This window comes from Enterobacter sp. A8 (assembly GCF_004296595.1).
GTDB classification, from domain to species: Bacteria; Pseudomonadota; Gammaproteobacteria; order Enterobacterales; family Enterobacteriaceae; genus Enterobacter; species Enterobacter cloacae.
Genome location: NZ_SCMF01000009.1, coordinates 51,302 through 74,583, shown reverse-complemented (window position 1 = coordinate 74,583; position 23,282 = coordinate 51,302). Strand labels below are relative to the sequence as shown.

Sequence of the window (23,282 nt, the reverse complement as noted above, 5' to 3'; positions counted from 1 at the left end):
TCAGGAGATAGAATGATGATTACTCTGCGCAAAGTCCCTCTGGCACTCGCCATTGCGGCAGGCATTATGTCTGCCCAGGCCGGCGCTGTAGACTTTAAAGGTTATGCTCGTTCCGGCATTGGCTGGACCGGGAGTGGCGGTGAACAACAATGTTTTGCAACGACGGGTACTGGCGGTACTAAATATCGTCTCGGTAACGAATGTGAAACCTATGCTGAATTGAAACTGGGCCAGGAAGTGTGGAAAGAGGGCGACAAGAGCTTCTATTTCGACACTAACGTAGCGTATTCCGTTTCTCAGCAGAACGACTGGGAATCCACCAGCCCGGCCTTCCGTGAAGCTAACGTGCAGGGTAAAAACCTGATTGAGTGGCTGCCAGGCTCCACCATCTGGGCCGGTAAGCGCTTCTATCAGCGTCATGACGTTCACATGATCGACTTCTACTACTGGGACATCTCAGGTCCTGGTGCCGGTATTGAAAACATCGATCTGGGCTTTGGTAAACTCTCTCTGGCAGCTACCCGCTCTTCTGAATCAGGTGGTTCTGCAACCTTCGCCGATCGTGATGAAAACGGCGATCGTGTTTATGACAACATTGTACCTAACGACGTCTTCGACGTGCGTTTAGCCGGTCTGGAAACTAACCCGGGCGGTACGCTGGAGCTGGGCGTTGACTATGGTCACACCAACATTCCTGACGACTACTACCTGCAGCCTGGCGCTTCTAAAGATGGCTGGTTGTTCACTGCTGAACACACCCAGAGCATGATGAAGGGCTTCAACAAGTTCGTACTGCAGTACGGTACGGATTCCATGACCTCTAACGGCAAAGGTATTCCACAGGGCGGTAGCGTTGATAACGATGGCTCCATGTGGCGTGTGCTGGACCACGGTGCAATCACCCTGGCAGACCGTTGGGACCTGATGTACGTCGGTATGTACCAGAACATCGATCGTGACAACAACAACGGTACCGAGTGGTGGACCGTGGGTGTTCGTCCGATGTTCAAATGGACGCCAATCATGAGCACCCTGCTTGAAGTGGGCTACGACAACGTCAAATCTCAGAGAACTGACGAGAAGAACAGCCAGTACAAAATCACCCTGGCACAACAATGGCAGGCAGGCGACAGCATCTGGTCCCGTCCGGCTATCCGTGTCTTCGCAACTTACGCGAAGTGGGATGAGAAATGGGGTTATGCAAATAGCGGCAGCGATCAGGCTGCAGGCTACACCCCTGGCGTCGCGTATAACGACACTTCTGCACGTACCTTCAGCCGTGGCGACAACGATGAATGGACCTTCGGCGCCCAGATGGAAATCTGGTGGTAATTCGTTAGACCTGACGTAATGACCTGAAAAGAGGGGCGCAAGCCCCTCTCTCCTTAGGGTGCTGCGCGCTATTGCCTGGCCACCGCAGTGCTCACGCTATCAGAGGTAATAACAATGAAAATGAAGAAAAGTCTCGTCGCGCTGTGCCTCTCTGCGGGGCTGTTAGCCTGTGTTCCGGCCGTCTCCTTTGCAGACGTGAATTTCGTGCCACAAAATACCAGTGCTGCGCCCGCTATCCCGGCAGCGGCACTCCAGCAACTGACATGGATGCCGGTTGATCAATCCAAAACGCAGTCGACTCAGCTCTCTATGGGTGGCCAACAACTGAACGTGCCGGGAATTTCTGGCCCCGTTGCGGCTTATAGCGTACCGGCGAACATTGGTGAATTGACCCTGACGCTGACCAGCGAAGTAAACAAACAGACCAGTGTGTTTGCGCCAAACGTCCTGATCCTAGATCAAAACATGACGCCATCGGCGTTCTTCCCGAGCGACTATTTTAGCTATCAGGAACCGGGCGTAATGAGTGCTGACCGCCTGGAAGGCGTTATGCGCCTGACACCTGCTCTGGGTCAGCAAAAGATTTACGTGCTGGTATTCACAACAGAGAAAGATTTGCAGCAGACAACAAAGCTGGTTGACCCGGCGAAAGCTTATGCCAAAGGCACCGGTAACTCTGTCCCGGATATTCCGGATCCGCTTGCCCGCCATACCACTGATGGCCTGGTCAAACTGAAAGTTTCCACCAACAGCGCTTCCAGCGTACTCGTTGGCCCACTGTTTGGCTCGTCTGGTCCAGGTCCGGTGACTGTGGGGAATACCGCTGCACCTGTTTATACCGCGCCAGCGGCTACGGCAGCCGCGACCGCAGCCCCAGCTCCGGCGAAGAAAGCTGAGCCGGTACTGAACGACACCGAAGAATACTTCAACAACGCCATTAAGCAGGCGGTGAAGCGCGGCGATGTCGATAAAGCGCTGAAACTGCTTGATGAAGCCGAACGTTTAGGTTCAACCACTGCCCGTTCCACCTTTATCAGCAGTGTAAAAGGCAAGGGGTAACCGTTTCCCCACAGTGCTGATTTGTTAGTAGTTTAGTGCGCCTGAGTGGGCGCACTTTTTTTCGTGCCGCTCGCGCTGTTGCACCATTGTTGCGATAGTGATCGCTAAATAACGTTTGACCGCCCTCAATGCGCTTTTCTGCGATACAATGCCATTACGTTATGTATCGGAGAGTCCGGCATGTCACACCCTGCGCTAACGCAACTGCGTTCGCTGCGCTATTTCGACCAAATACCTGCGCTTGACCCGCAGCAGCTTGACTGGTTGCTGCTGGAAGATTCCATGACTAAACGTTTTGAGCAACAGGGTAAGACGGTTACGGTGACGATGATTCAGGAAGGGTTTGTCACCTCTGCTGACATTGCCAGTGAGCTGCCGCTGTTACCAAAAGAAGAACGCTACTGGTTGCGTGAAATTCTGCTCTGCGCGGATGGTGAGCCGTGGCTCGCCGGACGAACCGTGGTGCCTGAATCCACCCTTTCCGGGCCAGAGCTGGCACTGCAACGGCTGGGAAATACCCCGCTCGGGCGGTACCTTTTCACCTCGTCTGAACTTACCCGGGATTTTATTGAAATTGGACGCGATGCCGAACTGTGGGGACGTCGTTCCCGTCTTCGCCTGAGCGGTAAACCGTTAATACTGACGGAGCTTTTTTTACCGGCATCGCCGTTGTACTGAGAGGAAGAAAAAAATGGAGTGGAGCCTGACGCAGAACAAGCTGCTGGCCTATCACCGCTTAATGCGTACCGATAAACCCATCGGCGCGCTACTGCTGTTGTGGCCGACATTATGGGCGCTATGGGTGGCGACGCCGGGCGTTCCACCGCTGTGGATCCTGGGCGTGTTTGTGGCCGGTGTCTGGCTGATGCGTGCGGCGGGCTGTGTGGTCAATGACTACGCCGATCGTAAATTCGACGGACATGTGAAACGGACAGCCAATCGTCCGTTACCCAGCGGGCAGGTCACAGAGAAAGAGGCCCGCGTGCTGTTTATCGTGCTGGTGCTGCTCTCCTTCCTGCTGGTGTTAACCCTCAACACCATGACCATCCTGCTTTCCGTTGCGGCCCTCGCGCTGGCATGGGTCTATCCGTTTATGAAACGCTATACCCATCTGCCGCAGGTGGTGCTCGGCGCGGCGTTTGGCTGGTCGATCCCAATGGCGTTTGCGGCGGTCAGCGAGTCGGTACCGCTGAGCTGCTGGCTGATGTTCCTGGCGAACATTCTCTGGGCCGTGGCTTATGACACGCAATATGCGATGGTCGACCGCGATGACGATCTGAAAATTGGCATTAAATCGACCGCCATTCTGTTTGGTCGTCACGACAAGCTGATTATCGGTATCCTGCAGGTCGCGGTGCTGGCGCTGATGGTGGCGATTGGTCGCCTGAACGGGCTCAACTGGGAGTTTTACTGGTCAGTGCTGGTGGCGGGGCTGCTGTTTGCTTATCAGCAAAAGCTGATCGCAAAGCGTGAGCGTGACGCCTGTTTTAAAGCGTTTATGAATAATAACTACGTGGGCCTGGTGCTGTTCCTGGGGCTGGCGATGAGCTATTTTGGCTGAAAAAAAGCCCGGTGACGCTGAAGCTTACCGGGCCTGCATGATATGAAGGATCAGATTGTGAGCCGGGTAAGGCGAAGCCGCCACCCGGCTTTTTCACATCACTCGCCCTGCGTCGCACTCTCAATCGTCAAACGCACGTCGGAGGTAATCAGCTCTGCCAGCATCTGATACACCTTCAGCGTCTCTTCCGGCTCGGCATCGCCCGTGTCGCTAATGAACCCTTCATCACGCAACGTCAGTACCAGTGAACTGAAGACCGCTTTGTCGAAGAATTCCGGGGCGTTGATGCCGTGCAGAACGGAAAGGCGCTGTGCCAGCGTCCGGCTCTCTTTCTCCAGCGTACCGCGGTTAATGGATGGGTTCGCGCTCAGCAGCCAGAAGGTGATAGCGTAGCGCTGCAGTGTTTCACGCGCACCCGCCGCCAGCAGTTGCAGCGTACGGGAGCGTGACGGATTGATATGCAGCTCGTCGTTAACAACGGTAATCAGCCCCTGACGACGCAGCTCCTCGGTCATTTTATCCAGCTCAATCGCCAGTTCATCCTTGCTCCAGCGCAGGAACAGCTCTGCTTTCAGCATCGGATAAAGCGTCTCTACATGACGCAGCAGCTCCTGACGAGAAATACGGCGATGCTGGGTAATGATCGCCGCCATCAGCGACGGCAGCATCAGCATATGCGCGATATTGTTACGATAGTAGGTCATCAGCACCGCCTGCTCGCGCGGGAGAATGATGATGTCGCCAATCGTATCTTTCTCGACTTCAAACTTGTTCATCTGCAGCGCATGGTCGATCAGCTCGCTCGCCGTGCTGGCAGGCGTCGTTGAATCCACCGAGTAGGGAACGTTGCGCATCAGGTCAAGATAGCAATCCAGCTGCTCCGTAAGCTGTTCACGGGTCAGCGAGCGTTGACGTGACGCCAGCAGCGCCGTACAGCACAGGTTCATGGCGTTTGCGGCACCGGCGTTGTTAATACGCACCATCAGCTCAGCCGCGATACCGTTAACCGTTGGCGTCAGCCAGGCTGGACGCACCGCTTCGATAGGATCGATAGACTCGCGCCAATCGGGAACATGGTTGTTCAGATACGTCATCAACGGCATCGGCTCGCCGAAGTTTACGTAGCCCTGACCAAGATTGCGTAGCTTGCTCAGCCCGCGCAGCATCTGCGGCAGGCTCTCTTTCTCTTTAGTCGCCCCGCGCAGCTCTTTGGCGTAAGTTCCCACTTCCATGACGTGCTCATAGCCAATGTAAATGGGCACCAGCGTGATGGGACGAGTGCCGCCGCGCAGCATCGCCTGGATGGTCATCGACAGCGTGCCGGTTTTCGGATCCAGCAGACGGCCGGTTCGTGAACGGCCCCCCTCCACGAAGTACTCAACGGAATAACCGCGGCTGAACAGCTCGCCCAGATATTCACGGAATACGGTGGAGTAGAGCTTGTTGCCCTTAAAGGTACGACGAATGAAGAACGCCCCCAGGCGGCGGAAAATCGGGCCTGCTGGCCAGAAGTTCAGGTTGATACCGGCCGCGATGTGCGGTGGCACCAGCCCCTGGTGATAGAGCACATACGAGAGGAGCAGGTAGTCCATGTGGCTGCGGTGGCAGGGCACATAAACAATTTCATGGCCGTCATGCGCCAGTTGGCGAACGCGCTCGGCATTATGGACGTTAATGCCCTGATAGAGGCGGTTCCATGTAAAGCCCAGGATGCGGTCAGAAAGACGGATCATCTCATAGGAGAAGTTCGCAGCAATCTCTTCCATCAGCGCAATGGCGTTCTGCTGTGCTTTTTCATGAGAAATCTTTTTACTGCGCGCTTCGTCTTCAACGGCACGAGCGATCGCTTTGGAAGCCAGCAGCTTGTTGAAGAGATCCTGACGCGCCGGAAGGCGAGGGCCAACGGCGGCCAGACGCTGACGAGCGAAATGCATGCGCGCCACGCGCGCCAGTTTTTGCGCGATGATCTTATCGGTGCCGTGCTCGTCGGCCATCCGGCGCAGCGAGACGGAAGGGGAGAAGCGCACAAAGCTGTCGCGCCCCAGCCAGGAGACGGCGAAGAATTTCTGGATGCCATTAAGCATGCGTAACGGTGGGTTCTCTTCCCCTTTTTCGCGGCCCGGACGACGACCAAACATCACCGACACCGGCACCATCTGCACATCCAGATCGGGATTGCTGCGATGCAGGTCGAGATAGTCGTGGAACAGCTTAATGGACTCTTCTTTTGGCGTGTAATAGGTAAACACGCGTGGCCCACCGTGAATGAACACGTATCGCGGCAACAGCGTACCGTCGACTTCTAACGGTTCAAGCGGGTCAGGTAAATCATGCGCCAGACACTGGGCGCGAAGCGTCAGCAAGTCTGCCTTCGAGTTATAAGGCAAAACATACATAATAGGGCGCGACGTATCGAGCCCCAATTCCAGCGCGGGTTCTGCTGGGATAGACTTACTTTTTACCAGGACGCTTAATGGTAAATTAAGTAATTTGTAGTAAATTCGTGGCCAGCCAGACATAAACGATGTAAAGCCTCTGGTTAATAATGCAATTGCGGCGCAAGGATAACAGAAAGCGCGCGAAATTACTGTTGTTACCCGTCATACTTCAGGCTACAGCGCAACACGTTGCGCCTCCTGTTATTGACGCTATTTCAAATAAAAGGTTCTTTTAATGGCCAATAATACCACTGGGTTAACCCGTATCATTAAAGCTGCTGGCTATTCCTGGAAAGGTTTTCGCGCCGCTTGGGTCAACGAAGCCGCGTTTCGCCAGGAGGGTGTCGCCGCGATTGTCGCGGTGATTATCGCCTGTTTCCTTGATGTTGATGCCATTACCCGCGTGCTTCTGATCGGCTCCGTGCTGTTGGTGATGATAGTGGAAATTCTTAATAGCGCTATTGAGGCCGTTGTGGACCGTATTGGCTCTGATTTCCACGAACTTTCTGGCCGGGCAAAAGACATGGGCTCTGCTGCCGTGTTGCTGGCGATTATCACTGCGGTCATCACCTGGGTCACGCTGCTTTGGTCACATTTCCGATGAGCCTCGAGGAATAATTAAGTCCCTGGTTTTTTGTGCAGTTTTTGGTTCCAAAATCGCCTTTGACTGTATATACTCACAGCATAACTGTATAAACACCCAGGGGGCGGAATGAAAGCGTTAACGACCAGGCAGCAAGAGGTGTTTGATCTCATTCGGGATCATATCGGCCAGACGGGTATGCCACCCACGCGTGCGGAAATCGCGCAGCGTCTGGGCTTCCGTTCTCCGAACGCTGCCGAGGAACACCTGAAAGCGCTGGCGCGTAAAGGCGTAATTGAGATTGTATCGGGTGCTTCACGCGGTATCCGCCTGCTGGTGGAAGAAGAGACGGGCATTCCGCTGGTGGGGCGCGTCGCGGCAGGTGAACCTCTGCTGGCGCAACAGCATATTGAAGGCCACTACCAGGTTGATCCCGGCATGTTCAAGCCGAGCGCGGATTTCCTGCTGCGCGTAAGCGGTATGTCCATGAAAGACATCGGTATTCTTGACGGCGATCTGCTTGCGGTGCATAAAACGCAAGACGTGCGTAACGGCCAGGTTGTGGTGGCGCGCATCGATGATGAAGTCACCGTTAAACGCCTGAAAAAGCAAGGTAATACGGTTCAGCTGCTGCCGGAAAACAACGAGTTTTCCCCCATTGTGGTAGACCTCCGCGAACAAAACTTCTCTATCGAGGGGCTGGCGGTAGGGGTCATTCGCAACGGAGAATGGCTGTAATCTCATCCTGACAGGCTACGGATCTGCCGTGGCCTGATTCCTTATCCACTCCCGGTATTTTTTCATGTCACTGCTTACGGCATCCGATAAGGCATTGTGGCGTCTTGCACTGCCGATGATTTTTTCCAATATCACCGTTCCTCTGCTGGGGCTGGTGGATACGGCAGTTATTGGTCACCTTGATTCACCCATCTATCTGGGCGGCGTGGCGATTGGCGCGACGGCGACCAGCTTCCTTTTTATGCTCCTGCTCTTTTTGCGCATGAGTACCACCGGGCTTACGGCGCAGGCGTACGGTGCTAAAGATCCTTTGCGTCTGGCGCGTGCGCTGGTTCAGCCGTTAATTCTGGCGCTTGGGGCAGGCGCGTTAATCGCTATATTACGTACCCCACTGATTGATCTGGCGCTGCATGTCGTTGGCGGCAGCGAGGCGGTACTGGAGCAGGCACGACGCTTCCTGGAAATTCGCTGGCTCAGCGCGCCCGCGTCGCTGGCCAATCTGGTTCTGTTGGGGTGGTTACTCGGCGTGCAGTATGCCCGCGCGCCCGTAATCCTGTTGGTGGTAGGCAACCTCCTCAACATCGTGCTCGATCTCTGGCTGGTGATGGGCCTGCACATGAACGTGCAGGGTGCGGCACTGGCGACGGCGATTGCCGAATACGGGACGTTTATCCTTGGTCTGTGGATGGTCTGGCGGGTGCTGGTCATGCGCGGGATCTCCGTTACACTGCTCAAGAGTGCATGGCGAGGCAATATCCGCACCCTGCTGGCGCTTAATCGCGACATTATGCTGCGCTCATTGCTGCTGCAGCTCTGTTTCGGCGCACTGACGGTCTTTGGCGCCCGGCTTGGGCCAGATATCGTCGCGGTGAATGCCGTTCTGATGACGCTGCTGACCTTTACCGCCTATGCACTGGATGGCTTTGCCTATGCTGTGGAAGCGCATTCCGGCCAGGCATACGGCGCACGTGAGAGTGGTCAGTTGCGGGATGTCTGGCGGGCGGCCTGTCGGCAGTCGGGGCTGGTGGCGCTGGCGTTCGCGCTGATTTACGCCTGGTTTGGCGAACAGATTATTGCGTTACTCACCTCCCTTCCTGCACTGCGCGAGCTGGCAAGCCATTACCTCATCTGGCAGGTCATTTTGCCGGTGGTGGGGGTCTGGTGCTATCTGCTGGACGGTATGTTTATCGGCGCGACGCGAGGAGCGGAGATGCGTAACAGTATGGCGGTGGCGGCGGCTGGTTTTGCCCTGACGCTGCTCACGCTCCCCTGGCTGGGTAACCATGGTTTATGGCTCTCCCTGGCGGTCTTTCTCGCGTTGCGAGGCCTGTCACTGGGCTTTATCTGGCACCGGCACTGGCAAAACAATACCTGGCTTCCTTCCCGCAACGATATATCGTGACGGTTAAAGATTCCGAATATGAAATCAACTGCCGAATCCTTAACTACAATTATTATCACGTCCAGCAGAAAAGAACGTAACGGACGTTACGACCCGACGCTTAACTAAGAGGACACGATGATGAATAAAGACGAAATCGGCGGCAACTGGAAGCAGTTCAAAGGTAAAGCGAAAGAACAGTGGGGTAAGCTGACGGATGACGATATGACGGTCATCGAAGGTAAACGCGATCAGCTTGTCGGTAAAATTCAGGAACGCTACGGTTACGAGAAAGACCAGGCGGAAAAAGAGGTCGGCGACTGGGAAAAACGCAACGACTACCGTTGGTAACCGTGTGATACCCGACAGTACAAGGAAGTACTCCCTGAGGGCGGCCATGGGCCGCCTTTGTTTTGGCTGTTAACGCGGCTTTTTCTTTACGAGGATAGAGTGGTCATGGTGGCACGCGTCCTGATGCCGGCAGGCCTCCACTTCTACACACGCAGAGCATAATCCGTGTGCTTCAATGACGTTATGGCGCAAGGCAAAGCCCATTCTGGCCGCCAGCGTATGCATAATATCTTCTACGCCTTCCGCCCCTTCTTCTTTCACCACGCCACAACGGTCGCAGATAAACATGGCCGACGTATGGGTTGGCTGGTCAAAAAGATGACACAACACATAACTGTTTGTTGATTCGACCTTGTGTACAAACCCTTGTTCCAGCAGAAAATCTAGCGCACGATAGACCGTAGGCGGTTTAGCCTGTGGCTCGCTTTCGCGCAGCAGGTCGAGCAGGTCGTATGCGCTGATGGCGCCCTGCTGCAGGGTCATCAGACGCAAGACTTCAAGGCGCTGCGGAGTCAGGCGCACATTGCGTTGCGCGCACAGCTTCTCTGCCTGCGCTAACAGCTCTTTTGTGGACTTATCCATTTAGCACCTCGGATGTTATAGGCTGGAAAACCCTCACTTTACCATGTTCTGGTAAAAACGCCGAGATCCGCCAGGCTGTGCTATACCTGACCCATCGCAAACCGGGAAATTAATGATGAAAAAACCTGACTGTATTCGGCACTGGCGAGACGTGGAAGAGCCAGATAATTCAACCTATCCCGACAGCAACGAGCTTTTCTCCATCGGTGCACCGTTGGCTCGTCACCTGGGGCTCAGGCGAATCGGTATTCACCACGAGCGTTTGCCGCCCGGGCGTCGAACCTCCTATCCCCACGCGGAAAGCGACGAAGAAGAGTTCATCTATGTGCTGGAAGGGTATCCGGAAGCCTGGATTAACGGCTATTTGTGGAAGCTAGAACCCGGCGACAGCGTAGGGTTTCCTGCTGGCACCGGCGTCTGCCATACCTTTATTAATAACACCGAAGAAGAGGTGCGATTACTGGTTGTTGGCGAGGCTAACAAGAAGCACAACCGAATCTACTATCCGCTTAATCCGGAGTATGCCGCCACGCGTGAAGATCGCTGGGTTGATCATCCCCCTCAGTTCTTTGGGCCGCACGATGGAAAACCTGGGAAAAAATAATTTCCTCTTCTATAAATATTGAGGGCCGTCACAAATAACAACAGGCCTGTCCGGAGTTTTACTTAAGGAAATAGCGGGTCTTTTTGTACTTATTCACAGCAATAGTTCGTTCCTGTTTGGGTGATAACAAACAGGGTGATGTTATTAACGACAATAAGACGAGCATACTGTGAAAAAACATTTAAAATTTTCGGTGGTTAGCATCGCTGTCTCCCTGTTTATGGCAAATCAGGCGGGAGCAGCCAATACCTGGACAGAATCACGTAGCGACGCAATGGGTGGCACGGGCGTCGCTTCGGGCAGCTATGGCAGCGGGGCGTTAATCAACCCTGCGTTGTTGGCAAAGGCGAAACCGGACGATGATGTGACGGTTATTTTACCGTCCGTCGGCGTGCAGGTGACGGATGAAGACAATCTTCAGGATGAGATTGATACCATCAACGATAAAATCAATCACTATAAGGATGTGGTTGATAGCCTGACCCCCATCGAAGTGATTACCAACCCGCTGGGCTCAATCAATCAGTTCCAGGGAGCGGCAAAAGATCTTGCCGATGAACTGGACTATCTCAAAGGCAAAACCGCACGCGCTACGGCAGGCGCGGGGATTGCGGTGAGTATCCCTAACGATGTGCTCTCCGTGGCCTTTATGGCGAAAGGCTATGCCCACGGGCGCGTCAGCTCTTCTATCGATCAGCAAGATATTGATTACCTGCGCAGTATCCAAAACAGCGATGCGGTGGCGGCGGGCGTGGCACTGGATGCGGCGCTAAACGGTACCGATCAAATCACGAAAAACCTTAACTCTACGGCGTCTGGCCGGGCGGCAATTGTCTCCGATTATGGTGTTGCCATTGCCCGTCAGTTCGATCTGGGTGGCGTCCCGGTTTCCCTTGGCGTCACGCCAAAACTGCAGAAAACCTGGATCTACAACTACACCACCTCAATTTACGATTACGACAGTAACAAGTGGAACGACAGCCGCTACCGGAAAGACGATACCGGCTTTAACGTGGATGCCGGTATCGCGGCCGATTTCGGCGAGCACTGGACGGTCGGGGTGAGCGGGCAAAACCTGATGTCGCGCGATATCGACACCAAGGACATTCGCATCCGCAACGGGCGCACGGGGGAAGTGGTGAGCTATAAAGACACCTATCAAATCCGTCCGCTGGTGACGGCCGGTGCCGCCTGGCACAACGATCTGGTGACTCTGACCGCCGATGGCGATCTGACAGAAACCAAAGGCTTTAAAAGCGAAGATACCTCGCAGTATGTTGGCGTGGGTGCGGAAGTGACGCCGCTGAGCTGGCTGGCCGTGCGGGCGGGTTATCGTGCCGATATGAAAGGGAATGACAGTAACGTCTTTACCGGTGGTGTCGGTTTTGCACCGTTTAACACGGTCCACGTCGACCTGATGGGGCTCTACGGTGAAGATGAAACCTGGGGCGCAGGGGCGCAGTTGAGTATGACGTTCTAAAGGGCACCGGAGGCGTTGCGCCTCCGGCTTTTCTTTATGCTATAGTAGCGCCCCTTTTCCACCAGATGCTTAAAACTTCGCCATGTCGTCAGAACACCAGACTGCCTTTCCCGCACACCGTTTCTCCATTGCGCCCATGCTCGACTGGACGGACAGACACTGCCGCTATTTCCTGCGCCAGCTCTCCCGCCATACGCTGCTGTACACCGAAATGGTCACCACCGGTGCCATTATTCACGGTAAGGGCGACTATCTGGCGTACAGCGAAGAAGAGCATCCGGTTGCCCTGCAGCTGGGTGGCAGCGATCCGGCTGCGCTGGCGCACTGTGCGAAGCTGGCTGAAGAACGTGGCTACGACGAAATTAACCTTAACGTTGGCTGTCCGTCCGATCGCGTGCAAAACGGCATGTTCGGCGCCTGTCTGATGGGGAACGCACAGCTGGTAGCGGACTGCATCAAGGCGATGCGTGATGTGGTCTCCATTCCGGTGACGGTGAAGACCCGTATCGGTATTGATGACCAGGACAGCTACGAATTCTTGTGTGATTTCATCAATACGGTTGCCGGAAAGGGCGAGTGCGAGATGTTTATCATCCATGCGCGTAAAGCCTGGCTCTCTGGCCTTAGCCCGAAAGAGAACCGCGAAATTCCGCCGCTGGACTACCCGCGTGTGCATCAACTGAAGCGGGACTTCCCGCACCTGACCATGTCGATCAACGGTGGTATCAAGTCGCTCGACGAGGCCAAAACACATCTGGCGCATATGGATGGCGTGATGGTCGGTCGCGAGGCATATCAGAATCCGGGTATTCTGAGGACGGTCGATCGCGAGATCTTCGGCGATGAAGGCGCAGACACTGACCCGGTTGCCGTAGTGCGGGCCATGTATCCGTACATTGAACGTGAGCTGAGTAACGGCACTTACCTTGGCCATATCACGCGTCATATGCTTGGCCTGTTCCAGGGGATCCCGGGCGCACGCCAGTGGCGTCGCTATCTGAGCGAGAACGCGCATAAAGCTGGCGCGGATATCGAAGTGCTGGAACAGGCGCTACGCCTGGTTGCAGATAAACGATAAATCTCGCTAAAAATTCGTCAAATTCACCACGCCCCGCACAGCCTTGCGGGGCGTTTTGCTTTTATAACAACACGTTAGAGTTGGCATGGATCTTGTAATGATTGCGACATCATTCGGGAACTCATGGGAGAGAACCATGTTGGAACTGCTTTTTGTGATTGGCTTTTTTGTCATGCTGTTAGCCACCGGCGTGTCGCTGCTCGGCATTCTGGCAGCGCTTGTGGTAGCGACAGTGGTCATGTTTATTGGCGGATTATTTGCCCTGACGATCAAACTTCTGCCGTGGCTGCTGCTGGCCGTTGCGGTGGTGTGGGTTATACGGGCGATTAAATCACCAAAACTGCCCACTTATCAGCGTAATAACCGCTTTCGTTACTAAGGTATTGAGGGGTTCGTCACATACCTGCAACTTTTCCGGCGGCATTGCTTAGAACGGAATAGGATTTACTTATCGAATCTGTCACTATGGCTGCCGCTAAAGAATTCATCGAGCTGTACCCTACATACAGCCGAACTAAAAAAAGAAAGGGCTTCCTCAGGGAAGCCCAATTTCTTTTATGGGATCAGGGAATTAACAGGCTTGACCCCTGCGTTGACCGGCTCTCCAGCACCTCATGCGCACGTTGCGCATCGCTTAGCGCGTACTTCTGCGCATCAGCCACATCCACTTTGATGACCCCGCTGGCAATCAGCGAGAACAGTTCGTTACTGGCTTCGAGCAACTCTTCGCGATTGGTGATGTAGCCCTGCAGGGATGGACGAGTGACATACAGCGAGCCTTTCTGGTTCAGAATACCCAGATTCACACCGGTCACCGCGCCTGACGCGTTACCGAAGCTCACCATCAGACCGCGGCGCTGCAGGCAGTCCAGAGACGCTTCCCAGGTATCTTTCCCTACCGAGTCATATACCACGCGCACTTTCTTGCCGCCGGTTACCTCTTTTAAGCGTTCAACGATGCTCTCTTCCCGGTAGTTAATCACCTGCCAGGCGCCGGCCTGCAGCGCGCGCTGGGCTTTTTGCGCGCTCCCTACGGTGCCGATCAGTTTTGCGCCTAACGCTTTGGCCCACTGGCAGGCGATGAGTCCTACGCCGCCCGCAGCCGCATGGAACAGGAACTGCTCGTCGGGTTTGATTTCATAGGTTTTGCGCAGCAGATAATAGACCGTCAGCCCTTTCAGGAAGGAGGCCGCGGCCTGTTCAAACGAAATGGCATTGGGCAGGAGGGCAACTTTGTCAGCCGGAACGTTGTGTACGGAGCTGTAAGCGCCCAGCGCCGATTGCGCATACACCACGCGATCGCCTTCTTTAACATGCTTAACGGCGCTGCCCACTTTGCTGACCACGCCCGCCGCTTCGGTACCCAGACCGCTCGGCAGTGACGGCGGTGGATAAAGACCGCCGCGAATATAGGTATCGATGTAGTTAATGCCGATGGCTTTATTTTCAACCTGCACTTCATTTTCGCCAGGCGCGGCGGGGGTAAACTCCACCGCGTTGAGTACGTCAGGGCCACCATGCTTGTGAAATTCAATACGTGTTGCCATGCTTCCTCCAGAATGTGGTAATCTTTCGACCCACTCTTTATCTCGGTAACTCCATTCACTATGGCAGGAAACAAACCCTTCAACAAACAGACTGAACCTCGTGAGCGTGATTTTCAGGTCGCCGGGTTAAAAGTCCCGCCGCACTCGATTGAAGCGGAACAGTCGGTGTTGGGCGGTTTAATGCTGGATAACGAGCGCTGGGACGACGTCGCCGAGCGCGTCGTGTCCGACGATTTCTACACCCGCCCGCACCGCCACATCTTCACCGAAATGGCGCGCCTGCAGGAGTCCGGTAGCCCGATTGACCTGATTACGCTCGCGGAATCGCTGGAGCGGCAGGGGCAACTGGACAGCGTTGGCGGTTTTGCTTATTTAGCAGAACTGTCGAAAAACACGCCAAGTGCAGCGAACATTAGCGCTTATGCGGACATCGTTCGCGAACGCGCCGTTGTTCGTGAGATGATCTCGGTCGCGAATGAAATCGCCGAAGCGGGCTTTGATCCGCAGGGTCGCACCAGCGAAGACCTGCTCGATCTCGCGGAATCCCGCGTCTTTAAAATCGCTGAAAGTCGCGCCAATAAAGACGAAGGCCCGAAAAACATCGCCGATGTGCTCGATGCCACCGTCGCCCGTATTGAACAGCTCTTCCAGCAGCCGCACGATGGCGTAACCGGAGTTAACACCGGCTATGACGATCTCAATAAGAAAACCGCAGGCCTGCAGCCGTCGGATTTGATTATCGTCGCCGCGCGTCCGTCGATGGGTAAAACCACCTTTGCGATGAACCTCGTCGAAAACGCGGCGATGTTGCAGGATAAACCGGTCTTAATCTTCAGTCTGGAGATGCCATCTGAGCAGATCATGATGCGTTCTCTGGCGTCGCTTTCTCGTGTGGATCAGACCCGTATCCGTACCGGTCAGCTCGACGATGAGGACTGGGCGCGTATCTCCGGCACCATGGGGATCCTGCTGGAAAAACGTAACATTTATATCGATGACTCCTCCGGCCTGACGCCGACAGAAGTGCGCTCCCGTGCGCGCCGTATCGCCCGCGAGCATGGCGGTATTGGCCTTATCATGATCGACTACCTTCAGCTGATGCGCGTGCCGTCGCTCTCCGATAACCGTACGCTGGAGATTGCGGAAATTTCCCGCTCGCTCAAGGCATTAGCCAAAGAGCTGCATGTGCCTGTCGTGGCGCTCTCGCAGCTTAACCGCTCCCTGGAACAACGTGCCGACAAACGCCCGGTCAACTCCGACCTGCGTGAATCCGGCTCCATCGAGCAGGATGCCGACTTAATCATGTTCATCTACCGTGATGAGGTTTATCACGAGAACAGCGACCTGAAAGGGATCGCCGAAATTATTATCGGTAAACAACGTAACGGCCCTATCGGTACGGTACGTCTGACCTTTAACGGACAGTGGTCGCGTTTCGACAACTATGCCGGTCCTCAATATGATGATGAGTAATTTCTAAGGAAATCAAATGCAAGCGGCAACTGTTGTGATTAACCGCCGCGCTCTCCGACACAACCTGCAACGTCTGCGTGAACTAGCTCCTGCCAGTAAACTTGTTGCAGTCGTGAAAGCGAACGCTTACGGACACGGTCTTCTTGAGACCGCGCGAACGCTCCCCGATGCCGACGCCTTTGGCGTTGCCCGTCTTGAAGAAGCCCTCCGCCTGCGCGCGGGGGGGATCACCCAACCGATTTTGCTGCTCGAAGGCTTTTTTGAGGCTGCAGACCTGCCGACCATTGCAGACCAGCATCTGCACACGGCGGTACACAACGAAGAACAGCTTTCCGCTCTCGAAACCGCTGAGCTGAGCGAGCCAGTCACCGTCTGGATGAAGCTCGACACGGGCATGCACCGTCTGGGCGTACGTCCGGAACACGCGCAGGCGTTTTATCAGCGTCTGTGCCAGTGCAAAAATGTCCGCCAGCCGGTAAATATTGTCAGCCATTTTGCCCGGGCTGATGAGCCTGACTGCGGCGCTACTGAACAACAACTCGACACCTTTAACACCTTCTGCGAAGGCAAGCCGGGGATGCGCTCTATCGCGGCCTCCGGTGGCATTCTGCTGTGGCCGCAGTCGCACTTCGACTGGGCGCGTCCGGGGATTATTCTTTACGGCGTATCGCCGCTGGAGAACAGACCCTGGGGGCCGGACTTTGGCTTCCAGCCGGTGATGTCCCTGGTGTCTAAGCTGATTGCGGTGCGTGAGCACAAGGCGGGGGAACCGGTGGGTTACGGCGGCACCTGGACCAGCGCGCGTGACACCCGGCTGGGTGTGGTGGCGATGGGGTATGGCGACGGTTATCCACGTGCTGCGCCGTCCGGTACGCCGGTTCTGGTCAATGGCCGCGAAGTGAAGATTGTCGGTCGCGTGGCGATGGACATGATTTGCGTAGATCTGGGCCCCGATGCCCAGGATAAAGCGGGCGACGATGTGGTGATGTGGGGTGACGGTTTGCCCGTCGAACGCATCGCGGAAATCACGAAAGTGAGTGCTTACGAACTTATAACGCGCCTGACATCAAGGGTGGCAATGAAGTACATCGATTAAACTGCTGTGAATGCCGGGGGGCAGCGTTGCCTGACCCGGCATGGAACAGGTTAAACGCTCGATCTTCTGTCATATCCGGTTTATTGTTGAATTCCCTGCCTCATCGAATTCCGGAGAACCATCGCGTGTTTCAGAAAGTTGACGCCTACGCCGGCGACCCCATTCTCTCCTTAATGGAGCGTTTCAAAGAAGATCCTCGCAGCGACAAAGTGAATCTCAGCATTGGTCTGTATTACAACGAGGACGGCATTATCCCTCAGTTGAAAGCCGTTGCTGAAGCGGAAGCGCGTCTTAACGCCGCCCCGCACGGTGCTTCTCTTTATCTGCCGATGGAAGGGCTCAATACTTACCGTAACGCCATCGCGCCGCTGCTGTTTGGTGCCGATCACGCGGTGCTCGCACAAAAACGTGTGGCAACCATCCAGACCCTGGGCGGTTCAGGCGCGCTTAAAGTGGGTGCGGACTTCCTGAAAAAATACTTCCCGGATTCAGGGGTATGGGTCAGCGATCCCACCTGGGAAAACCACGTGGCGATTTTTGAGGGTGCCGGCTTTAAGGTGGCGACCTATCCATGGTTCGACAGTGAAACCAACGGCGTGCGCGTTGACGCGTTGCTGGAAAAACTAAATACCCTGCCAGAGCGCAGCATAGTGCTGCTGCACCCGTGCTGCCACAACCCGACCGGGGCAGATCTCACCAACACCCAGTGGGATGCGGTGATTGAGGTGCTGAAAGCGCGCAACCTGATCCCCTTCCTCGACATCGCCTATCAGGGCTTTGGCGCAGGGATGGAAGAAGATGCCTATGCCATCCGTGCCGTGGCCAGCGCTGGTCTGCCTGTTCTGGTCAGCAACTCGTTTTCAAAAATCTTCTCCCTGTACGGCGAGCGCGTGGGTGGCCTCTCTGTGGTGTGCGAAGACGCCGAAGCGGCAGGTCGCGTACTGGGGCAACTGAAGGCGACCGTGCGCCGCATCTACTCCAGCCCGCCAAACTTTGGCGCGCAAGTGGTGGCGACCGTGCTGGGAGACGAACAGCTAAAAGCCAGCTGGCTTGCAGAAGTGGAATCCATGCGTAAGCGTATTCTGTCGATGCGTCAGGAGTTGGTTAACGTGCTGAAAGAGGCCGTACCGGGGCATAACTTCGACTATCTGCTTAAACAGCGCGGGATGTTTAGCTACACCGGGCTGAGCGCCGCACAGGTTGAACGTCTGCGCGAAGAGTTCGGCGTCTACCTGATTGCCAGCGGACGTATGTGCGTGGCGGGTCTGAATGCCAGCAACGTTCATCGCGTGGCGCAGGCATTTGCTGCAGTAATGTAAGTACTTACTCACCCTCCCTCTCCTCGTTGGAGAGGGCCGGGATGAGGGCATCAGGCCGCACAAACAGGTTGCCCGGCATTCTGTGATCTTCTTCTTTTTATCCAACCTCATAAGCAAAAACTCCTTCCCTTCATCTCCCGCTGGGGTTATGGTCGGATAGATTTTTGACCAGTCGCTCAAATTAAAACGATAACAAACTGAATATTCAGGGGAAAATATGCGCAAGATCACACTGGCGCTCAGCGCCGCCTGCTTATTGTTCTCGCTTAACAGTACGGTCGTCGCGCGCGCTTCCGCACCGACGCCGCTTTACACCGGCACTACCGCCGCTATTCTGGCTGAACAAGCCCCCATTCACTGGGTCTCTGTAGCCCAGATTGAAAACAGCCTGATGGGCCGCCCGCCAATGGCCGTGGGCTTTGATATTGACGATACCGTCCTCTTCTCCAGCCCCGGGTTCTGGCGCGGTAAAAAAACATACTCACCGGACAGCGAAGCGTATCTGAAAAACCCTGAGTTCTGGGAAAAGATGAACAACGGCTGGGACGAATTCAGCATCCCGAAAGAGGTGGCCCGCGCGCTTATCGCCATGCATGTAAAACGCGGCGACAGCATTTACTTCGTTACCGGACGCAGTCAGACCAAAACGGAAACCGTCTCTAAAACCCTGCAGGATGATTTCCTGATCCCGGCGGCCAGCATGAACCCGGTGATTTTCGCGGGTGACAAACCGGGACAAAACACCAAAACCCAGTGGCTGGAGCAGAAACATATCAAAGTCTTCTACGGTGATTCAGACAACGATATCAGCGCCGCGCGTGATGTGGGAGCCAGAGGGATCAGGGTGTTACGCGCCTCAAACTCGACCTATCGCCCGCTGCCAATGGCCGGGAAGTTTGGCGAAGAGGTCATTGTGAACTCAGAGTATTAAACCGTTGGCGGCGAGTTTGGCTCTTTTTTAATCAAATCTCGTCGCTGCGGGTTTTACCTTTCGTCTTCTTGCTGCACACTTAGAAAGATTCACTTTCATAACGGAGCAGCACATGTGGTACCAACAAACCCTGACCTTAAGCGCTAAACCTCGCGGATTTCACCTGGTGACGGATGAAGTTATCGGGCAGATCCGCGATCTGTCGCGCGTCAAAACGGGTTTGCTGCATCTGCTGCTTCAGCACACGTCGGCCTCTCTCACGCTTAATGAAAATTGCGATCCCACCGTCCGGTCTGATATGGAGCGGCATTTTCTGAAAACCGTTCCGGACAACGCCTCCTACGAGCATGACTATGAGGGGGCGGACGACATGCCTTCGCATATCAAATCTTCTCTGCTGGGCGTATCGCTAATGCTGCCGGTACACAACGGGCGGCTTCTGCTGGGAACATGGCAAGGGATCTGGCTGGGAGAACATCGCATTCACGGTGGTTCGCGTAAAATTATCGCAACGCTACAAGGGGAATAAAGATGACAATTTCGGAGCTACTGCAGTACTGCATGAGTAAGCCAGGCGCGGAGCAGAGCGTTCACAGCGACTGGAAAGCCACGCAGATTAAAGTGGGAGATGTGTTGTTTGCGATGGTGAAAGAGGTGGAAGGCCGCCCGGCGGCGTCGCTGAAAACCAGCCCGGAGCTGGCGGAGCTATTACGTCAGCAGCACGACGATGTCCGGCCGAGCAAACATCTGAACAAAGCGCACTGGAGTACGGTCTATCTCGACGGTTCACTCCCGGGATCGCAGATTTACTACCTTGTGGACGCGTCTTATCAGCAGGCGGTTGAGCTGCTGCCGGAAGCGACCCGACAGCAACTCTCCGTGTGACAATTACAACAACGGTTTAAGGAAGCGCGCGGTGTGCGAGGCTTCGCACTCTGCAACGGTCTCTGGCGTACCGGAGACGAGGATTTCACCGCCGCCGCTGCCGCCTTCCGGGCCGAGATCGACAATCCAGTCCGCGGTTTTAATCACGTCCAGGTTGTGCTCAATGACCACAATAGTGTTGCCCTGATCGCGAAGCTGATGCAGAACGTCGAGCAACTGCTGGATATCCGCAAAGTGCAGACCGGTGGTCGGCTCATCGAGAATGTACAGTGTCTGCCCGGTTCCGCGTTTGGATAGCTCACGCGCCAGCTTCACGCGCTGCGCTTCACCCCCAGAGAGCGTGGTCGCTGACTGTCCCAGACGAATGTAGGTCAGGCCTACGTCCATCAGCGTCTGCAGCTTACGCGCCAGCGCAGGAACGGCATCAAAGAACTCGCGCGCCTCTTCGATGGTCATATCCAGCACTTCGTGGATGGTCTTGCCTTTGTATTTAATCTCCAGCGTTTCACGGTTATAGCGTTTGCCTTTGCACTGGTCGCACGGCACGTAGATATCCGGCAGGAAGTGCATCTCAACCTTGATCACGCCGTCGCCCTGACAGGCTTCACAGCGGCCGCCGCGAACGTTAAAGCTGAAACGTCCTGGCGTGTAGCCGCGCGAACGCGCTTCCGGTACACCGGCGAAGAGTTCACGGACGGGCGTGAAGACGCCGGTATAGGTCGCCGGGTTGGAACGCGGCGTACGGCCAATCGGGCTTTGGTCGATGTCGATAACTTTATCGAAATGTTCCAGCCCCTGAATGTCGCGGTACGGTGCAGGTTCGGCCAGCGTCGCGCCGTTCAGCGCCGTCTGCGCAATCGGGAACAGCGTATCGTTGATCAGCGTCGACTTACCGGAACCGGATACGCCGGTGATACAGGTAAACAGCCCGACGGGCAGCGTCAGCGTCACGTCTTTCAGGTTGTTGCCGCGAGCGCCGGTGAGCTTAAGCACTTTTTCCGGGTTCGCCGCCACGCGCTGTTTCGGCACCTCAATTTTGCGCTTGCCGCTCATGTACTGGCCGGTTAACGACTCTGGCACCGCCATGATATCTTTCAGGGTGCCTTCCGCGACCACCTGGCCGCCGTGCACGCCCGCACCCGGGCCGATGTCGATCACATGGTCGGCAGCACGGATAGCATCTTCGTCGTGCTCGACCACAATCACCGTGTTGCCGAGGTTACGCAGATGAATAAGCGTTCCGAGCAGACGCTCGTTGTCGCGCTGGTGCAGGCCGATGGACGGTTCGTCCAGGACATACATGACGCCCACCAGGCCCGCGCCAATCTGGCTGGCCAGACGGATACGCTGGGCTTCACCGCCGGACAGCGTCTCTGCGGAGCGGGAAAGCGTCAGGTAGTTCAGGCCGACGTTCACCAGGAATTTCAGACGGTCGCCGATCTCTTTCAGCACTTTTTCGGCAATCTTCGCCCGCTGGCCGGAGAGCTTCAGGTTGTTGAAGAAGTCCATTGCGTGACCGATGCTCATGTCTGAGATGGTCGGCAACGCCGTGTTTTCGACAAACACGTGGCGCGCTTCGCGACGCAGACGCGTGCCCTCACAGGTGGCGCAGGAGCGGTTGCTGATGAACTTCGCCAGCTCCTCGCGCACCGCGCTGGATTCGGTCTCTTTGTAGCGGCGCTCCATGTTGTGCAGCACCCCTTCGAACGGGTGGCGACGCACGGAGGTATCGCCGCGATCGTTCATGTATTTGAACTCGATGTTCTCTTTACCGGAACCGAACAGGATCACTTGGTGCACGTTCGGGCTCAGGCTGGCCCACGGCGCTTCCACGTCGAACTTATAGTGCTCTGCCAGCGATTTAAGCATCTGGAAGTAGTAAAAGTTACGCTTATCCCAGCCACGGATCGCACCGCCAGCCAGCGACAGTTCAGGATTCTGGATCACGCGGTCCGGGTCAAAATACTGCTGTACGCCCAGGCCGTCGCACGTCGGGCAGGCTCCCGCCGGGTTGTTAAAGGAGAACAGACGTGGCTCCAGCTCACGCATGCTGTAGCCGCAAATCGGGCAGGCAAAGTTGGCGGAGAAGAGCAGTTCTTCCGCGTTCGGGTCGTCCATATCGGAGACCACCGCCGTACCGCCAGAGAGTTCCAGCGCGGTTTCAAAGGATTCCGCCAGACGGGTCGCCAGATCGTCACGCACTTTAAAGCGGTCAATCACCACTTCGATGGTGTGTTTTTTCTGCAGCTCCAGCTTCGGGGGATCGGACAGGTCACACACCTCGCCGTCGATACGGGCGCGGATATACCCCTGGCTTGCCAGGTTTTCCAGCGTTTTGGTGTGCTCGCCCTTACGCTCTTTAATGATTGGGGCAAGCAGCATCAGGCGTTTGCCTTCTGGCTGCGACAGCACGTTATCCACCATCTGGCTCACGGTCTGCGCCGCCAACGGCACGTCGTGATCCGGGCAGCGCGGCTCTCCTACGCGGGCATACAGCAGACGCAGGTAGTCATGAATTTCGGTAATGGTACCGACCGTTGAACGCGGGTTGTGGGAGGTGGACTTCTGCTCAATAGAGATAGCAGGCGAAAGCCCCTCGATATGGTCTACATCCGGTTTTTCCATCAATGACAGGAACTGGCGCGCATACGCAGAGAGTGATTCAACGTAACGGCGCTGTCCTTCGGCATACAGAGTGTCGAAAGCCAGTGAGGATTTGCCAGACCCCGAAAGCCCGGTCACGACGATGAGTTTGTCGCGAGGGATTATGAGGTTGATATTCTTGAGATTGTGGGTGCGGGCGCCCCGAACTTCGATCTTATCCATTCACCTTTCCCGGTTGGA

22 protein-coding genes and 1 pseudogene are annotated in these 23,282 nt (G+C 55.6%); 19 read left to right on the top strand and 4 right to left on the bottom strand.

Going from position 1 to position 23,282, the window contains the following annotated elements:
* Positions 1-12: 12 nt before the first annotated feature.
* From EQV24_RS23000 to ubiA, 4 genes are all read left to right on the top strand, one after another.
* Positions 13-1,332: a maltoporin gene (locus EQV24_RS23000; RefSeq protein WP_038418453.1), complete on the top strand. Its 1,320-nt coding sequence runs from the start codon at positions 13-15 to the stop codon at positions 1,330-1,332.
* Between the two features lie 114 nt (positions 1,333-1,446).
* The gene (gene malM, locus EQV24_RS22995; RefSeq protein ID WP_130627087.1) at positions 1,447-2,391 is read left to right on the top strand and encodes a maltose operon protein MalM; all 945 of its coding nucleotides are present in this window, start codon (positions 1,447-1,449) and stop codon (positions 2,389-2,391) included.
* A gap of 180 nt (positions 2,392-2,571) precedes the next feature.
* Entirely contained in the window at positions 2,572-3,069 is a 498-nt protein-coding gene (ubiC, locus tag EQV24_RS22990) for a chorismate lyase (protein WP_013095049.1), read from the top strand.
* Positions 3,070-3,082: 13 nt separating this feature from the next.
* The gene (gene ubiA / locus EQV24_RS22985) at positions 3,083-3,952 is read left to right on the top strand and encodes a 4-hydroxybenzoate octaprenyltransferase (protein WP_013095050.1); all 870 of its coding nucleotides are present in this window, start codon (positions 3,083-3,085) and stop codon (positions 3,950-3,952) included.
* A 98-nt stretch (positions 3,953-4,050) separates the two neighbouring features.
* Here ubiA and plsB read toward each other — a convergent pair whose 3' ends face one another.
* On the bottom strand, positions 4,051-6,471 hold the full coding sequence (gene plsB, locus EQV24_RS22980) for a glycerol-3-phosphate 1-O-acyltransferase PlsB (protein ID WP_013095051.1): 2,421 nt from the start codon (positions 6,469-6,471) through the stop codon (positions 4,051-4,053).
* A gap of 154 nt (positions 6,472-6,625) precedes the next feature.
* Here plsB and EQV24_RS22975 point away from each other — a divergent pair, with 154 nt between their 5' ends.
* The 5 genes and pseudogenes from EQV24_RS22975 (at position 6,626) to EQV24_RS22960 (ending at position 9,443) form a co-directional block, all read left to right on the top strand.
* Positions 6,626-6,994 (top strand): diacylglycerol kinase, encoded by a 369-nt coding sequence (locus tag EQV24_RS22975; protein WP_013095052.1) that lies wholly within the window; start codon positions 6,626-6,628, stop codon positions 6,992-6,994.
* 108 nt (positions 6,995-7,102) lie between these two features.
* On the top strand, positions 7,103-7,711 hold the full coding sequence (gene lexA / locus EQV24_RS22970; protein ID WP_013095053.1) for a transcriptional repressor LexA: 609 nt from the start codon (positions 7,103-7,105) through the stop codon (positions 7,709-7,711).
* A 64-nt stretch (positions 7,712-7,775) separates the two neighbouring features.
* Positions 7,776-9,113: an MATE family efflux transporter DinF gene (gene dinF, locus EQV24_RS22965; protein WP_130627086.1), complete on the top strand. Its 1,338-nt coding sequence runs from the start codon at positions 7,776-7,778 to the stop codon at positions 9,111-9,113.
* Positions 9,110-9,184: pseudogene (locus EQV24_RS23915) on the top strand (hypothetical protein); the annotation flags it as partial. The gene dinF and the pseudogene EQV24_RS23915, both read left to right, overlap by 4 nt.
* Positions 9,185-9,233: 49 nt before the next feature.
* Entirely contained in the window at positions 9,234-9,443 is a 210-nt protein-coding gene (locus EQV24_RS22960) for a CsbD family protein (RefSeq protein ID WP_020686626.1), read from the top strand.
* 69 nt (positions 9,444-9,512) lie between these two features.
* Here EQV24_RS22960 and zur read toward each other — a convergent pair whose 3' ends face one another.
* A complete protein-coding gene (zur, locus tag EQV24_RS22955) occupies positions 9,513-10,025 on the bottom strand; it encodes a zinc uptake transcriptional repressor Zur (protein ID WP_013095057.1) in 513 nt (170 codons plus the stop codon).
* Between the two features lie 115 nt (positions 10,026-10,140).
* Here zur and EQV24_RS22950 point away from each other — a divergent pair, with 115 nt between their 5' ends.
* The 4 genes from EQV24_RS22950 (at position 10,141) to pspG (ending at position 13,566) form a co-directional block, all read left to right on the top strand.
* Positions 10,141-10,629 (top strand): cupin domain-containing protein, encoded by a 489-nt coding sequence (locus EQV24_RS22950; RefSeq protein ID WP_023620296.1) that lies wholly within the window; start codon positions 10,141-10,143, stop codon positions 10,627-10,629.
* Positions 10,630-10,798: 169 nt separating this feature from the next.
* Positions 10,799-12,109, top strand: coding sequence for a conjugal transfer protein TraF (gene traF / locus EQV24_RS22945; RefSeq protein WP_029882658.1), 1,311 nt, complete (start codon positions 10,799-10,801; stop codon positions 12,107-12,109).
* Between the two features lie 82 nt (positions 12,110-12,191).
* A complete protein-coding gene (dusA, locus tag EQV24_RS22940; protein WP_130627085.1) occupies positions 12,192-13,187 on the top strand; it encodes a tRNA dihydrouridine(20/20a) synthase DusA in 996 nt (331 codons plus the stop codon).
* 136 nt (positions 13,188-13,323) lie between these two features.
* Positions 13,324-13,566 carry an envelope stress response protein PspG gene (gene pspG, locus EQV24_RS22935; RefSeq protein WP_013095061.1) on the top strand — a complete coding sequence of 81 codons (243 nt, stop codon included), beginning with the start codon at positions 13,324-13,326 and terminating at the stop codon, positions 13,564-13,566.
* Between the two features lie 184 nt (positions 13,567-13,750).
* Here pspG and EQV24_RS22930 read toward each other — a convergent pair whose 3' ends face one another.
* The gene (locus EQV24_RS22930; RefSeq protein ID WP_013095062.1) at positions 13,751-14,734 is read right to left on the bottom strand and encodes a quinone oxidoreductase; all 984 of its coding nucleotides are present in this window, start codon (positions 14,732-14,734) and stop codon (positions 13,751-13,753) included.
* A gap of 60 nt (positions 14,735-14,794) precedes the next feature.
* On the opposite strand from EQV24_RS22930, the gene dnaB reads away from it, so the two are divergent.
* The 6 genes from dnaB (at position 14,795) to EQV24_RS22900 (ending at position 20,438) form a co-directional block, all read left to right on the top strand.
* A complete protein-coding gene (gene dnaB, locus EQV24_RS22925) occupies positions 14,795-16,207 on the top strand; it encodes a replicative DNA helicase (RefSeq protein ID WP_013095063.1) in 1,413 nt (470 codons plus the stop codon).
* Positions 16,208-16,223: 16 nt separating this feature from the next.
* Positions 16,224-17,303, top strand: a complete 1,080-nt coding sequence (gene alr / locus EQV24_RS22920; RefSeq protein ID WP_095440400.1) for an alanine racemase — start codon at positions 16,224-16,226, stop codon at positions 17,301-17,303.
* Positions 17,304-17,428: 125 nt separating this feature from the next.
* Positions 17,429-18,622 carry an aromatic amino acid transaminase gene (gene tyrB, locus EQV24_RS22915; protein WP_029882661.1) on the top strand — a complete coding sequence of 398 codons (1,194 nt, stop codon included), beginning with the start codon at positions 17,429-17,431 and terminating at the stop codon, positions 18,620-18,622.
* 217 nt (positions 18,623-18,839) lie between these two features.
* Complete coding sequence (gene aphA / locus EQV24_RS22910) at positions 18,840-19,553, top strand: acid phosphatase AphA (protein WP_013095066.1); 714 nt, start codon at positions 18,840-18,842, stop codon at positions 19,551-19,553.
* Positions 19,554-19,665: 112 nt separating this feature from the next.
* Positions 19,666-20,082 carry a secondary thiamine-phosphate synthase enzyme YjbQ gene (locus EQV24_RS22905; RefSeq protein ID WP_013095067.1) on the top strand — a complete coding sequence of 139 codons (417 nt, stop codon included), beginning with the start codon at positions 19,666-19,668 and terminating at the stop codon, positions 20,080-20,082.
* Positions 20,083-20,084: 2 nt separating this feature from the next.
* Positions 20,085-20,438 (top strand): MmcQ/YjbR family DNA-binding protein, encoded by a 354-nt coding sequence (locus tag EQV24_RS22900; protein WP_013095068.1) that lies wholly within the window; start codon positions 20,085-20,087, stop codon positions 20,436-20,438.
* Positions 20,439-20,441: 3 nt separating this feature from the next.
* On the opposite strand, the gene uvrA is transcribed toward EQV24_RS22900, so the two are convergent.
* Complete coding sequence (uvrA, locus tag EQV24_RS22895; RefSeq protein ID WP_130627084.1) at positions 20,442-23,264, bottom strand: excinuclease ABC subunit UvrA; 2,823 nt, start codon at positions 23,262-23,264, stop codon at positions 20,442-20,444.
* Positions 23,265-23,282 lie beyond the last annotated feature (18 nt).